Origin of the sequence: Drancourtella sp. An12 (assembly GCF_002160935.1) — a bacterium.
In the GTDB taxonomy this organism is placed as follows: Bacteria; Bacillota; Clostridia; order Lachnospirales; family Lachnospiraceae; genus Sellimonas; species Sellimonas catena.
The window spans coordinates 1-13,925 of sequence record NZ_NFLO01000027.1 but is presented as its reverse complement, the minus strand read 5'-3'; the positions used below and the strand labels follow the sequence as shown (position 1 = coordinate 13,925).

Sequence of the window (13,925 nt, the reverse complement as noted above, 5' to 3'; positions counted from 1 at the left end):
GCAATCGTGAATTTCCAGAACGTCACTGCGGCAGAAAGAAGGAGGAGGAAGAAGGCTTTCTTCCGGAGGAAAGATGTGTTACACTATAAAAGACTAAATGGAAAAGGACGAAAAAAAGATGGATATTCAAAAACTTTCAGAAGAGACAGGATGTAATTTACAGGCGGCGCTTGGCCGGCTGAATGGAATGGAGGCACTGTACGGGCGGCTCCTGAAAAAATTCATAGACGATCCTACCTTTCAGGAACTCAAAGAAGCGGTAAAGGCAGAGGATCTGAAAGCAATCGAGACAAAAGCGCATACGCTGAAGGGAACCGCGGCGAATCTTGGATTCGATTCTTTAAGCGAAAAGAGTCATGAGATAGTCTGTGCTGTGCGGGAAGGTCGTCCGGAGGATACCAAAGCACTGTTTACGGAGTGCGAAGCCGGATATGAGCGGATTCTTGCGGCACTGCGCAGGATGGAATAGCGGAGCAGAACGAGAATGAGAAGGAGAGGACTGGAGAGGATATGGATATGCGGCCGGATGGATTTGACGAGGAAAGGGCGGCTTTGCTCATTGTAGATGATAATGAGATCAACCGCATGATTTTGTGTGAGACATTCAAAGGACGGGATGAAATACTGGAGGCAGAAAACGGAGAAGAAGCGCTTGTGCTGATCCGACGGAATCCCGGAAGTATCTCGGCGGTTCTTCTGGATATTGTCATGCCGAAGATGGATGGACTGGCCCTGCTTGAAATTCTGAGCCGCGAAGGACTGACGGAGACGATTCCGGTTTTTCTGATTACAGCAGACACTTCGGAACAGAACATGCAGCGGGGATATCAGCTGGGAGCGATGGACATTATTGAAAAGCCGATTGTTCCGTACTTTGTAAAAAAGCGCGTGGAAAGTGTTGTGGAACTGTTTCGCGCAAGAAAGCGGCTGAGCAATACGGTAGATCTCCAGCATCAGCAGCTTCTCGCTCAGGAGCTTGAGATTTACGAACTGAATAACGCGATCATCGAGACCCTTTCTACGGCTATCGAGTTCAGAAGCGGTGAATCCGGCGCCCACGTAAAGCGGATCAAGGAACTGACGGGGCTCTTTTTACGGGAGTTGTGCCGGATGAATCCGGAAAAATATCAGTTTGAAGAAGAAGAGATTGAAATGATTTCCGCTGCAGCGATCATGCATGATGTCGGGAAGATCGCGATTCCGGATCAGATTTTGAACAAACCGGGAAAACTGACAAAAGAAGAGTTTGAGGTAATGAAACAGCATACACTCAAAGGCTGTGAAATCTTACAGCAGATTCCAAAATATCATACGAATCCGCTTTACCGGTACGCTTATGACATCTGCCGGCATCATCATGAGAGATGGGACGGCAGGGGATACCCGGATGGACTGAAAGGAGAAGAGACAGCTGTCTGGTCTCAGGTAGTGGCGATTGCGGATGTCTTTGACGCTTTAACCAACAAACGGGTATACAAGCCGGCATTCTCAGTGGAAAAGGCGGTTTCCATGATAGAAAACGGCGAGTGTGGAGCGTTTAATCCGGATCTGACAGCGTGTCTGAAAGAGATCGTCCGGGATATGGGAGAACTCCCTTCAGGAGGAACGTCATGAAAAAGAAAAAGAAAATATACTGGTCGCTGATTTTGTGTATTATCATAGCGGCTGTGGTGTTTCCGTTCAGTGTTACGCAGATGAGGGATACGCTTTTGAAGAGCGGACAGTCGATGGGGGCAGAGGTCGCGTCCAAATACGGAGCGAGAGAGGAAATGTATACAGAGCAGTATGAATATCTGCTGAATCTGCTGGAGTACCAGCTAAGGCCCGGCAATACCATTGTGGATACAGAACAGTTTATGAAAAACTTCCTTAATATGGCAGATGAGACCATGAATCTGACAGGACTTGAAATCTACAGTTACATTGACGGAGAGATTGCAGCGGCAACACCATGGGAAGGCGACGTATCCTACCATGTGGAAGAGACGGACTGGTATCAGGGAGCGCTCCGGACAGACGGGATTTATTATACCGATGTGTACGAGGATGTCAGACACAAGACAGAGGTTGTGACACTTGCAAAACGGATTGAAGGAACAGAAAATGTTGTAGCGGCGGACTTGTATCCGGAGAACATGGCCGACAGTATTCTGGAAGATCTTCCGGATCAGAGCCATTATTTTCTTTCAGACGGGGAAGGAACACTGCTGAACTGGCATGTAACGAGAAAAGATCTTTCTAAGGAAGAAATTCAGAATCGATATCTTGGATTTTTCCATGATATCAAGGCCGGCAAGCATGCCTCCTATGATTCTTCGATTGAAGGGATGGATGGAAAGCAGCGGGGAGTTTACTATTTTGAGCTGGACAATGGCTGGTATTCCGTCATTACCATCCCCTTTGATCAGCTCCTGGAGCCGCTGAAGGAATCCTGGGGAATGTTTCTTCTTGTAATGATGTTTTTTATCATTCTTCTCATTGCGTTCCTTCTGCTGGAATACCGGGCGAATAAAAAAGCCAGACTTTACAATGATATTGTACGGGTGCTGGGGAATTCCTATTATGCGCTTTACATGATTGATCTGAACCAAAACCAGTACTTTATGTTGAAGGGGTCGGATTATGTCAGAGAGCGTCTGCCCCAGAAGGGCAGCTATGATGCGCTGCTGGATATTCTCAAAGAGATTGTGGAAGATGATACGTACCAGCAGTTCAGGGAGGCGTTTGCACGGGACAATATGTTTGAGCTCACCCGGCAAAGAGTCAGGGATTTCGGCGGAGACTTTAAAAGAATGTTCAATCAGGAGTACCGCTGGGTTCATGTGCAGATGCTGTATGATGAATCGCTGCAGCAGGATTCGGTTGTACTTTGCTTTAAGGATATCGATAATACGAAGAAGCAGGAGCTTTCCCGCATGGAATTCATGCAGGAATCTCTGGATTCGGTGGATCAGATGGCAAAGTCCAAAAACATTTTTTTCTCCAATATGTCCCATGACATGAGAACGCCGCTGAACGGTATCATCGGTCTGACCAATCTTGCCATGTCAAATCCGGAGGATCCGGAACGGACCAAAGATACATTCCACAAGATTCAGGGACTCAGTAACCAGCTGCTGACATTGATCAACGATATTCTTGAACTGTCGAAGATGGAGCAGGGGAAACTGGAAATCCGCAATCAGAATTTTAATATCCGGGAAAATATGGAAGAGCTGGTTTTTGTCTATCAGACACAGATTACGGACAAACAGAAGCAGTTCGATGTTCTGATTCATGTGGATGACGAATGGGTCAACAGTGACTGGAGCAGGATTCAGCAGATTCTGGACAATCTGCTTTCCAATGCGTTCAAGTTTACGGAGGAAAATGGAAAGATCCGGCTTCAGGTGACGGAGCAGAAAGACTCCAACAGTAAATTTGGAAAATATCAGATTATTGTGGAGGATGACGGCGCAGGCATGAGCCGGGATTTCCTGAAAAAGATTTTCATCCCTTTTGAGCGGGAAACCAAATTCGGGGCGGCAAAGGTTGCGGGAACCGGACTTGGCATGCCGATCGTGCATGACCTGGTCATCAAAATGCAGGGAACGATTGAGGTGACGAGCAGTCTGGGAAACGGAACGACATTTACAGTGATGCTCCCGCTGGAAATCTGTAACACAGATGCATCCGGCAACACGGAACAAAGCGGGGAGGACACAACAGACAGCGTGGAAGAACTGGACGGAAACGGAAGGAAGGTGCTGATTGCCGAGGACAATGAGATCAATATGGAAATCGGTGTTGAGATTCTCCGGATGTTCGGCTTCGAAGTGGAGCAGGCATGGAACGGAAAGGAAGCACTGGATCTGTTCCGGGAGAGCGAAGAAAACGAGTATGCTCTGATCGTTATGGATATGAAAATGCCTGTGATGGACGGATGTGAGGCTGCCAGACAGATCCGGCATCTGAATCGTACGGACGCGAAAACGATCCCGATCATCGCGGCGACAGCCAATGCTTTCACAGAAGATATTGCACTGACGCAGAAAGCGGGCATGAACGCGCACATTTCCAAGCCGATCGACTTTGATGTGCTGAAAAAGACCATTGCAAAATTACTGAAATAAGGCAAAAATATAGGGGCGGAAGAGATGATCTTCCGTCCCTTTTTTTAACAGGCTTACAGTTTACGTTTTAACATTTCCGGATTGGATGCGTGGGAAAGTGCTTCGGTCTCCGATATCTTTCCGGATTTGTAAAGTGCCAGAATGCTGTTATCCATGGAAAGCATATCTTTTCCGACGGAAGAGTAGATCAGACCGTCAATCTGATGGATCTTGTTCTCCCGGATCATATTACGGATGGCGGGAGTGGTAGTCATCAGCTCAAAAGCAGGAACCAGTGTCTCGTCCTTTGCCGGAATGAGCTGCTGCGATACAACTGCCTGAAGCACCGAGGAAAGCTGCACCGAGATCTGACGCTGCTGGTTTGGCGGGAAGACATCGATGATCCGGTCGATGGTGTTGGCCGCACCCAGAGTATGCAGGGTGGAAAGGACAAGATGTCCGGTTTCGGCTGCTGTCATGGCAACGGAAATCGTTTCAAAGTCCCGCATTTCTCCAAGCAGGATGACGTCCGGGCTCTGCCGCAGGGAGGCCCGAAGGGCGGTAAGATAGCTTTCCGTATCGGAGCTGATCTCACGCTGGCTTACGATGCTTTTCTTATGCCGGTGAAGAAATTCCAGCGGATCCTCCAGAGTGATGATATGCTTTTCCTGTGTCCGGTTGATTTCATCGATGATACAGGCAAGGGTGGTGGATTTTCCGCTTCCTGCCGGTCCGGTCACAAGCACCAGTCCTTTTTTCATATCGGACAGGCGGATGATGGACTCCGGAATTCCGAGAGTATCCGGGTTCGGAAGTTCAAAAGTGATGACCCGGATTACAGCGGACAGAGAACCTCGCTGACGGTATGTACTGACACGATACCGGGACAGGCCCTGCACTGCAAAGGAAAAATCATCATCCCCGCAGGCGAGAAAACGGGAAATATCCCTGTGTCCGGCGAGATCATAAATTTCTTTTACAAAGGCTTCGCACTGATCCGGCATCATCCGTTCTTCATCCGCCTGAATCAGCTTGCCGTTCTTTTTATAGGAAAGCGGGCGCCCGGCCACGATAAAGAGGTCGGATGCTCCTTCCTGTGTCGTTTTTGTTAAAAATTCAAGTGCATTCATACGCTATTCCTCCGAAAACAACTCATCCATTGTATCACTGTTCAGAACCGGTACTGACGTATCGTTGTTCCATTCGTGTGTATTTTCCACTTTCCATGCTTCAATCTGGTAATAGTCCCCGTTTTCCTGCGGTTCGGCAGACAGTGTCAAAGAGACGAAAAGCTGCTGGTTTTCATTGATGGGAACATGATAAGAGAGGGCATTCCCCTCAGAAAATGTGATCCCGCTATCCCCCTCCAGATCGGACCGGACTTCGGAAAGAAAATCCGGGGAGCCTGCGTGGGAAGCAAGCGAATTTCTGACTGTAAGCAGAATATCATTAGCCTCATTTTCCGCCTCATAGTATTCGGTCGTCCTGTCCGCGCTTTTGGTGCTGAGATTCAGATCCGCTCTGGCGCTGACGACAGAAAGTACCGAAAAGGTCAGAAGACACAGCAGGACGAAGATCAGTACAATCGAGGTCGTCCCTGTACTCAAAAAATTCTTTCTTCTAGGATTCATCTTCCGGTGCCTCCTTTCCGTCCGACTGTGGAACGAAGCGGAGCTCCAGTTCGTATAGCGGATCCGCTCCTGCGCGCTCCATGTAGATTTGCGCATGAATCATGCCGGATTCTTCGGACGTTTCTGCATGCAGCGTAAAGACCGCATCCTTCTCCGGGCAGGAAGTTCCCTCTCCATCGTAGAAGACAAGGAAATCATCGCCGCTTTTTGCTGCGTCAGGGAAGTGTTCGCGGATCGAAGCATAAGATCTGTCAGTATATTTCAGTACAGAAGCCATGCTGGAAACCTGGGCAGACGCAAAGCTCAAGTCCTTTGCTTCCGTGCTGAGGGAATGGGCTTTCATAAACGCCCGCACACAGACGGCGCTTCCGATCGAAAAAAACAAGATCGCGATAATCAGCTCGATCAAAAACAGGCTGGATTTGCTGCTGTTTCGTGTACTCATGGAACTCTCCCTTCTTTATTATGATTCGATGCTGGAAGCGGAGCCGCTTCTCAGATGCAAAAGGCAGGACACCGGTGCAGAGCCGGAATCCGCCGCGGTCACCCGGATAAATCCATCTTCTTCCTCCACGGAGAACGTATCCACTTCCAGAATCTGTTCTCCCTGCTCTTTGGAAAATCCGGTTCCTTCTTTCACGACCAGCTCGCAAAGCCAGCCGTCATAGGCGTAAATATAGGTCAAATAAGTTTCCCCGCCTGCATTGTCGCTCAGAACGAGGATGGTATTTCCGTCGTCATCATCTGTCAGATAGATGCCTCCGGCCGAATCATGCTGGCGGATTTTCTCGGCGGTGTAGGAAAGCGCGGTCCGCGTTGCATAATTTTCCTCCATATTTGCGGTGGTTTTGCGATAAACGTCAGAGCCGATGATCACAACGATCAGGGCCGAGGCGGCAAACAGACAGAATAAAGACAGCGTAAAAAACAGATCGACAATGTGGCCCTGGTTTTTTCGCTTATTCCTCATTGAAATCCACCTCCGTTTCATTCAGCGCAAAGACATCGATGGACGGCATCAGGTTGGAGGCGGTCACCTCATAGGAAACCACATATTTATCATCGTCATAAGTAAGTCCATAGTGATCTTCCAGATATTCCAGACTTTCCGGATAAAATCCCTCCAGCGCATAACACTGGACAGAACTTCGGATGACAGCCTGCTTCAGACTCTCCAGCTCCTGTTCGGACGTTGTCTTTGAAATGGAAGAAAGTCCTCCAAGAAACCAGAAGAGAATCACGCAGAAGATCCCGATGGAAATGAGATATTTGGCCCCCGTCATGCGCCGGGGCTGTGTCGTGAATCGATTCATAAATTCCTCCCAAGAACGATTAGCCGATATTGGACATGATTCCCATCAGAGGGAGCATGACCGACAACAGAATCAGACCGACAATAATGGAAAGAATGGCTACCAGAGTCGGCTCCAGCTTTGCCACCAGATCACTCATCCGGGAGTCAATTTCTTCGTCATACTGTACGGAAATCTGTTTCATTACATCATCCATGGCGCCGGTCTTGTATCCGATGGAAACCATGCGTGCATAGATGCCGGAAAACATATTGGTCTGTGACACTGCATCCGCAAAGGAAGTTCCCTCCAGAATCAGTGCCTGGATATTCCGGATCTTTTCCTGAATCACCGGGTGATCTACAAGCCGGGAAACCATTTCCAGACTCTGATCCGTATCAAGCCCGCTTGAAAGGGAAAGATACATGCCGCTTGCAAAGCGGGAGCATGCGATCTTTTCCATCAGTTTCCGGGTCGGAAGAAAGGATCTTGCAAAGACACGGATCTGACGGCGGCCCTTTGTGGTAAAGGCAAAATAGAGAAAGAGCCCGGCGATCACTGCCGCAACAAGGACAAATACGAGCGCATAACGGCTGACTGTGTTTCCAAGAGAAAGAATTGTACCGGAAATACCGCCAAGGCCGGTGCCGAGCTGCTGGAATACTTCATTGAATACAGGCAGTACCTTTACAATCAGGACAAAGATGACAACAATCATCATACCCAGCATGACAAGAGGATAGGAGACTGCGCTCTTGATGTTTTTGGCCATCTCGTCCTCCCTGCGGTAATGCTCCGAAAGAGAAGCCATAACGTCATCCAGACGTCCGGACTGCTCCCCGATCTCCACCATACTGCAAAGATACGGCGGAAACACTTCCGATGCGGTAAGCGCCTCGTAAAGACTTCCGGTTTCCTCCATTGTCCGGATCATCCCGGAAAGGAGCTCCTGTCCTTCTCCTTTCGGGCTATCTTCCTGCATGATCGAAAGCCCCTCAAGCGACGAGATCCCGGAACGCAGGATCAGGGCAAACTGACTGCAGAACGTTGTTAATTCGGTATTGGATAAAGCTTTCATAATACTCCTTTCTAAACTGCGGCTGCAACTAATGCAGGTACTGAAGGTTATAATTGGAACCGTCGCCGATATATTTCAGAATCTTTTCGTTGTTTTCATTGCTGGAGGCGAATGTCGGGTCCATCCTCGTCCACGCATCCCCCGTAAATTCGATTAGTTTATCGATCCACCCGATGTCTTCGATGTAGACGCTGATCCATGCATGATAGATTTTTCCGGAATATCCGATCTCAAGACGGGTCGGGATATTCTGGGAACGGAGCATGGCCGTGGTCAGCGCGGCATAGTCAAAACAGATCCCCTTTCCGGTGGAAAGCGTCTCGTCCACATCCGGAAGATAACCGGCAGGAACCGTCTCGGCCTTCTCCGTATCGTAAGACACATGCTCGATGACGAAATGGTATACATCCGCCACAGCGTCCAGATCGGAGGAAGCACTCTTTACCACCTCGGAGGCCTTCTGAACTGCCCGGGACTCCGAAGAGAAATTCACATACTGGTTCGGGTACAGATAAGGCAGCAGTTCGTCCGCCAGTGTGACCTCAATCGTTTCCTTATATAAAGATGCATATTGATTGTCGACGATATTCTCATATCCGGCAATCGTATAAGTGCCGCTCCCGGATGTGAGCGGAAGTGTCACATACTGTCCGGGAGTTGTGATGAAATATTTATATGTGATTCCGTCCGGACCGGTGATCTGGATATTTGCCCTGGAAGCGGACCCGTCATAGAGAGCCATCAGATAGCCCTGGTCCGTGTGAGAGATATCCAGAGTCAGAGGCGATCCGCCAAGAAGACCCGTCCCGGATGCTTCCGGTACATAAACGTGCGGCGTCGAGTCACGTGTCCCGGCCTTGCCCTCCCCGGATCCGCCGCCGGAAGAAGATTTTCCCCCGGAAGAGCATCCGGAAACAAGAAGGACGAGACAGAAAAGAAGCCCGCACAGAATCAGAAGTCTACGTTTCAGATTCATCAGAAAACTCCTATCTTAGTTTTGATATGATTTCAGCCGTTCGGCCAGATGCTTTTTGGAAGAGCGCAGGTAACGCTTCACCGAGCTGAGTGAACAGTTCAGAAAAACGGCAATCTCTTCCAGCTTCAGATCGTGTTCGTACCGCAGAAGAAATGCCTGACGCTCTGCGAAAGAAAGCTCATCCAGAGCCTCACGGTAATGCGCTAAAAAATCCTGGTCAGAGATGTCACGGAAGCAGTCCTCCTCAGAGGCGATACTAAGCACCCTCGGATCACTGGTAAAATCAGTCTGCTCGTTCTGACTGCTGCCTGCCTTCCGGGAAAAATCACAGCAGATATGATAGATAATCTGATTCATCCAGGAGTGGAACAGAGAATCCTCTTTCAAGGCATCTATATTTTTGTAAATGGAAGTGTAGATTTCCTGCACTGCATCCTGAGCCAGATAAGGGTCTTTCAGAAATGCGAAAGCATATTTGTAAACCCTCTGGTATGTATAGTTGTACAATTCTGCGAAAGCCTTCCCATCATGTTTCCGGATAAAACCGGAAAGATAAGAAAGATATTTCGTGTCAAATGATTCATGTGACATCGTTAAACCTCTTGTCGTTTATAAATTAAACCGGACTGTTTTTCTGTTATGTCTTTTAAGTATACCATTTGCGAAACAAGAAAACAAGGCAGGAGAAAGGAATCAATCCTTTTCCTGGCCTTGTTCTGAAAATAGAAATTTATCGACTTTCTTCAGTGCCGGATTCATCAGCCGGCTGCAGGAGGGAAACAAGACGGTTTCCGTTTTTGTCCGGTATCGTGATATACATATCCTCGGACGGATACGGAAAAACGACCAGCCCGTCTGCAGCGTCAAAGGATTCCGGCTTTATCGTGCCGGAAGAAGTCGTGGCATAGATACCGTCATAGTCAACGCCGGAATCACCAATATCCCGGACATGAATTTCAATAAGGCTGCCCGTGTGCATATGTGACACGATGACAGGCGCCTGATCGTCAATCGAATCAATTGACAGGCCCTGCTCTGACCGGATACCGGAAATGGAAACCACTTCCAGAAGAAGGTATCCGTTTTCACTGACCTCAATGGAATAGCCGTTGTTTCCAAGAGTGTCTACATTGATCGTTTTCTCGTTCAAAGAAGCGCTGACATCACGGACTGGAAAAAGTGCATCTACCTGAAATGTTACAGTAGCACTTGCCGCATTGGAAGACGGAGCTGCCTTCACACGGGAAATCGCAGGTTTCTGAAGAAACCCGGTTCCGCAAAAAGCAAACAGGCAGGCCGCCGCCAGTACGCAGGTGCCCCGCAAAACATAACGGCCGATAAAACGACGGTGATATGCACAGCCTGAATGACGGGTTAAAGATGGGTTTAATTCAAGCTCTGAAACGATATTCTGAAAAAGCTGGTCTGCGGCTTTTTTGTCGTGAAGAAAATCAGATGCTTCAGAATGCCTGTTAGTACGGTTGTTCTCTTCATGTTTCATGATTCCACAAGTCCTTTCTGCAATAAATGTTAGTAACCGGTTGTGACAATATAAATGTGAATCTAATTATTTATGGCGAAAACAGAGCCGGTTTCGCCTACAACGGAAGTTTAATGATAAATCAACGTGATTTGCCATGTCCTTTGACCAGAACAAAAAGAAGATCGTCGGATAACTTCCGCAATTAACCTTTCTATATATTTTAGACGGTGAAAAAGTGCAAAACGGTTCACAAAATCGAAAAAAAACTTGAAAAAATTAAAAAAAGCAGCGGAAAAATAAAAAAAAAGGAAATGTTTTCCATTTTTTTTAGACCGTAGTACGAAAAACACCGTCAGTACCTGAGAAAAATGAAACGCAAAAATGGCGGAAAAACAGGCTGTTTTCCATGTGCCGTCCATTCAGAAGAAAAAATTTGAAAAATATGAAAAAAAAATGAAGAAAATGTGACCCTTTTTTGAAGTTTGTTCCGTCTTTATATAGTGTAGGGGTAAATTTTTTCCCCTATATGTATGAACCATGATGCCGTGAGGCATGGAGGGAATACAAAAAATTTAAAAGGAAAGGAGGGGAAAAGAGATGAGACGAGCAAAAAGGATTACAGCATTGGCAGTAGCGGCTGCAATGGTGTTTTCTAATGTCGCATATGCGGCACCGGGAACAGACACAACTACTACACAGGCAGGTGCCGAAAGTGCCGAATCTCTTAATTCCCAAAGCGATGCATCGGGAGGCATAGAGGGGCAGGCATCTGATCAGACGGGAAATGGCACAGATTCTTCAGCGCAGGCTGAACAGCAGACTGAAACGAAGAAAACTGACACGCAGAATACCACGACAGATGCAGGCAGTCAGACTGAGGCTCAGACGACACAGGAGGAGACAGCAAAAGAAGAAACGACAAAAGACGAAACTTCTTCCCAAACTCCGAGCACGGATACACAGACCCAGGAGACTCCATCTACGGATGCGGAAGCTCAGAAAGTTGAAGAAAAGCAGGAAGCTTCCAAGACCGAAGAAGAGAAGGTCCTCTACGATATCACCTTCGAGACGCCGGAAAAACACGGTAAGGTTACCGATATGTACGGCAACGAAGTGGCCGACGGCAAAACTTTAAAGACGGACGAAAATGGAAAAGTCCAGTTTAAGGTAAAAGCCGACGACGGATATCAGGTATCCGCAGTGTACCAGATGCCTGACGAGAAGACACCGCTCAAGCTGGTGAAAGACAGCTACTACGAACTTCAGGTAGATGAGAATACTACTGTCAAAGTCGTATATCAGAAGATACCTGAAGCAAACGAAGATGGCGAGGACGCGGATAGTGAAGCGGAGGAGCAAGAAGCCACACAGACACCAGATTCTGTAAATAACCAAGAATCTTCTGGTTTAAAAACTCAGCAAGAAGAGAAAGATTCTTCTTATGATGTTGCGTTTGAAACGGAAGAAGATCACGGTAAAATTCTGGATGTGAATGACAACGAAATAGCATCTGGAACTACATTGAAAACAGATGAAAACGGAGTGGCAAAATTTATAGTTCAGGCTGATGATGGATATAAAGTAAAAAATGTATATCAAATGCCTGAGGAAAAATCCCTGACACTTCAAGAGGAATCTTATTATCAGATTCAAGTGACTGAGAACACAACTGTCAAGGTTGTGTATCAAAAAATTGAGAATGAAAATAAGACTGAGAAGAAAACGAGTACTCTTTCAAATGACGAGGCCTATGAGGTATATGTTGGCAAGACTATAGCGATAGAAGGTAGCAGTGGTGGTTTTCTCTCACAGCATGAGTGGAGCGTGGCGGATGAAGATCGAGAGTATGTAACGCTTTCTAATACTGGCGAACAGACTGTACAAATAAAAGGACTTAAGGCAAAAGAGTCAATACTAGTTACTCACAAATATCAAAGCTTCACGGGCAGAGAGCAAACAGAAGAATTTTATGTTTCGGTAAAAGACCTCAAGTTAGAAGCGATTCGGATTTCTGGCAACCAGAGTATGGTTATAGATTCAACACAGACCTTGTCTGCTGTGTTGTCTCCTGAAGAGTATGAGGAAGAGGTTAATTTAGAATGGAACTCTTCTGATCCGCAAGTTGCAACGGTTGATGCAGAGGGAACGGTTACTGCAAAAGGCCTTGGAACCACGACCATCACTGCAAATGCGAATGGAGTTACGTCCAATGAATTTCAGATCACAGTAACAAATCCGATTTTGGCAGAAAGCGTGATCATTACTAGTGAGTTTGATCGAATCTATGTAGGTGGAGAAAAAACAATGACTGCATATGTGAGTCCGTCTACAACGACAGATAAAACACTTACATGGTCAGTGAATGATCCGCGTTATGCAACAATTGATTCAGAAACTGGGACGATAACGGGAAAGAAAGAAGGAAAGGTTACAGTAACAGTAACAACTGCAAATGGGAAAACCGCCCAGAAGGAAATTCGAGTAGAGGAGGCTAGACATACCGAAAATGTTTATTTCTACGGAGTTCGTCAAGGAAGCAATCCGTTGAGTCTGGAAAGCGAGGATTACTTTTATATTGGTCAAGGTAAAATTAATACAGCTGGATTAAATGTCCCAACTGGCAGCTATGAACTTGATAATGTAAATGACTACATCGTTTCAAGCCCTGATGATACGACAATTAAGGAAGCGGTTGCGAAATACTATAATGTATCTGATCCTAATGATGTAAATATAACTTATACCTTTTACAAAATTACACATCCATATGGATGGACAGATAGTGAGGGAAAGTCACATGATAATGGTAAGTTATGTTATCATGTTGATATGGATATCTCAGTTGAAACATTGGATCAGGCATCTGCAACATTTCATTTAAAAGATGCAGGCGAAACTTCCTTTGAAACTCAGGAATCTAAAACTTCCCACACCAATACGGTGTGTTGAACCTTGAAAATTCAATATTTCAGCCAATAAAAAAGGCATAAACCTGTCCCGTTTGGTATAATGGAATTGACGAAAAACCATCTATACAAAGGAGATTTATGCCATGTCCAGTATACCACAAAACTATTGCGATGAGAACGAGTTAATTGATTGTGTTCAGAGATTTTTTTCCAGGCATCATGTCGGCAAGCTTCTCGCCAAATGCAATGGGATGAAAGAAAAAGGTGTTTCACCTGTTTCTCTGCTCCGCTACAAGCTCAGCAACATTTTTGTCGGAAGAAGCATGTATATGCAGCAACGAACTGGCTCTTTTAAGGAAGATTTTTCAAAGAACACTTTTTATCGGTTCCTAAATTCGGCAAAAACAAACTGGCTCCGTTTTACTTCTCTTCTGGCTGCTGATATCGTCAATAATGATCTCAAAG

At 46.6% G+C, this 13,925-nt stretch carries 13 protein-coding genes and 1 pseudogene; 5 read left to right on the top strand and 9 right to left on the bottom strand.

Going from position 1 to position 13,925, the window contains the following annotated elements; translation table 11 throughout:
• The first annotated feature begins 118 nt into the window (after positions 1–118).
• Genes B5E64_RS16430 through B5E64_RS16420 form a run of 3 tightly spaced genes read left to right on the top strand, consistent with a single transcriptional unit; the run spans position 119 to position 4,112 of the window.
• On the top strand, positions 119–469 hold the full coding sequence (locus tag B5E64_RS16430) for an Hpt domain-containing protein (RefSeq protein ID WP_162610219.1): 351 nt from the start codon (positions 119–121) through the stop codon (positions 467–469).
• Positions 470–510: 41 nt separating this feature from the next.
• Positions 511–1,614 (top strand): HD domain-containing phosphohydrolase, encoded by a 1,104-nt coding sequence (locus B5E64_RS16425; RefSeq protein WP_087169542.1) that lies wholly within the window; start codon positions 511–513, stop codon positions 1,612–1,614.
• The gene (locus tag B5E64_RS16420) at positions 1,611–4,112 is read left to right on the top strand and encodes an ATP-binding protein (RefSeq protein ID WP_087169541.1); all 2,502 of its coding nucleotides are present in this window, start codon (positions 1,611–1,613) and stop codon (positions 4,110–4,112) included. The genes B5E64_RS16425 and B5E64_RS16420 overlap by 4 nt, the downstream gene beginning before the upstream one ends.
• A 53-nt stretch (positions 4,113–4,165) precedes the next feature.
• On the opposite strand, the gene B5E64_RS16415 is transcribed toward B5E64_RS16420, so the two are convergent.
• The 9 genes from B5E64_RS16415 to B5E64_RS16375 form a co-directional block, all read right to left on the bottom strand.
• The gene (locus B5E64_RS16415; protein ID WP_087169540.1) at positions 4,166–5,221 is read right to left on the bottom strand and encodes a PilT/PilU family type 4a pilus ATPase; all 1,056 of its coding nucleotides are present in this window, start codon (positions 5,219–5,221) and stop codon (positions 4,166–4,168) included.
• Between the two features lie 3 nt (positions 5,222–5,224).
• Positions 5,225–5,722 carry a hypothetical protein gene (locus B5E64_RS16410; RefSeq protein WP_087169539.1) on the bottom strand — a complete coding sequence of 166 codons (498 nt, stop codon included), beginning with the start codon at positions 5,720–5,722 and terminating at the stop codon, positions 5,225–5,227.
• Positions 5,712–6,167 (bottom strand): hypothetical protein, encoded by a 456-nt coding sequence (locus B5E64_RS16405; protein ID WP_087169538.1) that lies wholly within the window; start codon positions 6,165–6,167, stop codon positions 5,712–5,714. The genes B5E64_RS16410 and B5E64_RS16405 overlap by 11 nt, the downstream gene beginning before the upstream one ends.
• An 18-nt stretch (positions 6,168–6,185) precedes the next feature.
• Complete coding sequence (locus B5E64_RS16400) at positions 6,186–6,692, bottom strand: DUF4860 domain-containing protein (RefSeq protein WP_162610218.1); 507 nt, start codon at positions 6,690–6,692, stop codon at positions 6,186–6,188.
• Entirely contained in the window at positions 6,682–7,035 is a 354-nt protein-coding gene (locus B5E64_RS16395) for a hypothetical protein (RefSeq protein WP_087169536.1), read from the bottom strand. The genes B5E64_RS16400 and B5E64_RS16395 overlap by 11 nt, the downstream gene beginning before the upstream one ends.
• A 19-nt stretch (positions 7,036–7,054) precedes the next feature.
• Positions 7,055–8,092 (bottom strand): type II secretion system F family protein, encoded by a 1,038-nt coding sequence (locus B5E64_RS16390; RefSeq protein WP_087169535.1) that lies wholly within the window; start codon positions 8,090–8,092, stop codon positions 7,055–7,057.
• 28 nt (positions 8,093–8,120) lie between these two features.
• The gene (locus B5E64_RS16385) at positions 8,121–9,068 is read right to left on the bottom strand and encodes a transglutaminase-like domain-containing protein (RefSeq protein ID WP_087169534.1); all 948 of its coding nucleotides are present in this window, start codon (positions 9,066–9,068) and stop codon (positions 8,121–8,123) included.
• Positions 9,069–9,083: 15 nt separating this feature from the next.
• The gene (locus B5E64_RS16380; protein ID WP_087169533.1) at positions 9,084–9,659 is read right to left on the bottom strand and encodes an RNA polymerase sigma factor; all 576 of its coding nucleotides are present in this window, start codon (positions 9,657–9,659) and stop codon (positions 9,084–9,086) included.
• Positions 9,660–9,798: 139 nt separating this feature from the next.
• Positions 9,799–10,569 (bottom strand): hypothetical protein, encoded by a 771-nt coding sequence (locus B5E64_RS16375; protein ID WP_087169532.1) that lies wholly within the window; start codon positions 10,567–10,569, stop codon positions 9,799–9,801.
• A gap of 579 nt (positions 10,570–11,148) precedes the next feature.
• On the opposite strand from B5E64_RS16375, the gene B5E64_RS16370 reads away from it, so the two are divergent.
• Together B5E64_RS16370 and B5E64_RS18240 are read left to right on the top strand one after the other, a co-directional pair.
• A complete protein-coding gene (locus tag B5E64_RS16370) occupies positions 11,149–13,500 on the top strand; it encodes an Ig-like domain-containing protein (RefSeq protein WP_087169531.1) in 2,352 nt (783 codons plus the stop codon).
• A gap of 211 nt (positions 13,501–13,711) precedes the next feature.
• Positions 13,712–13,925: pseudogene (locus tag B5E64_RS18240) on the top strand (transposase); the annotation flags it as partial.

Excerpts from the sequence above, each read along its gene's own strand:
- B5E64_RS16430 (WP_162610219.1), top strand. The coding sequence starts at position 119 with ATGGATATTCAAAAACTTTCAGAAGAGACAGGATGTAATTTACAGGCG.
- B5E64_RS16425 (WP_087169542.1), top strand. The coding sequence starts at position 511 with ATGGATATGCGGCCGGATGGATTTGACGAGGAAAGGGCGGCTTTGCTC.
- B5E64_RS16420 (WP_087169541.1), top strand. The coding sequence starts at position 1,611 with ATGAAAAAGAAAAAGAAAATATACTGGTCGCTGATTTTGTGTATTATC.
- B5E64_RS16415 (WP_087169540.1), bottom strand. The coding sequence starts at position 5,221 with ATGAATGCACTTGAATTTTTAACAAAAACGACACAGGAAGGAGCATCC.
- B5E64_RS16410 (WP_087169539.1), bottom strand. The coding sequence starts at position 5,722 with ATGAATCCTAGAAGAAAGAATTTTTTGAGTACAGGGACGACCTCGATT.
- B5E64_RS16405 (WP_087169538.1), bottom strand. The coding sequence starts at position 6,167 with ATGAGTACACGAAACAGCAGCAAATCCAGCCTGTTTTTGATCGAGCTG.
- B5E64_RS16400 (WP_162610218.1), bottom strand. The coding sequence starts at position 6,692 with ATGAGGAATAAGCGAAAAAACCAGGGCCACATTGTCGATCTGTTTTTT.
- B5E64_RS16395 (WP_087169536.1), bottom strand. The coding sequence starts at position 7,035 with ATGAATCGATTCACGACACAGCCCCGGCGCATGACGGGGGCCAAATAT.
- B5E64_RS16390 (WP_087169535.1), bottom strand. The coding sequence starts at position 8,092 with ATGAAAGCTTTATCCAATACCGAATTAACAACGTTCTGCAGTCAGTTT.
- B5E64_RS16385 (WP_087169534.1), bottom strand. The coding sequence starts at position 9,068 with ATGAATCTGAAACGTAGACTTCTGATTCTGTGCGGGCTTCTTTTCTGT.
- B5E64_RS16380 (WP_087169533.1), bottom strand. The coding sequence starts at position 9,659 with ATGTCACATGAATCATTTGACACGAAATATCTTTCTTATCTTTCCGGT.
- B5E64_RS16375 (WP_087169532.1), bottom strand. The coding sequence starts at position 10,569 with ATGAAACATGAAGAGAACAACCGTACTAACAGGCATTCTGAAGCATCT.
- B5E64_RS16370 (WP_087169531.1), top strand. The coding sequence starts at position 11,149 with ATGAGACGAGCAAAAAGGATTACAGCATTGGCAGTAGCGGCTGCAATG.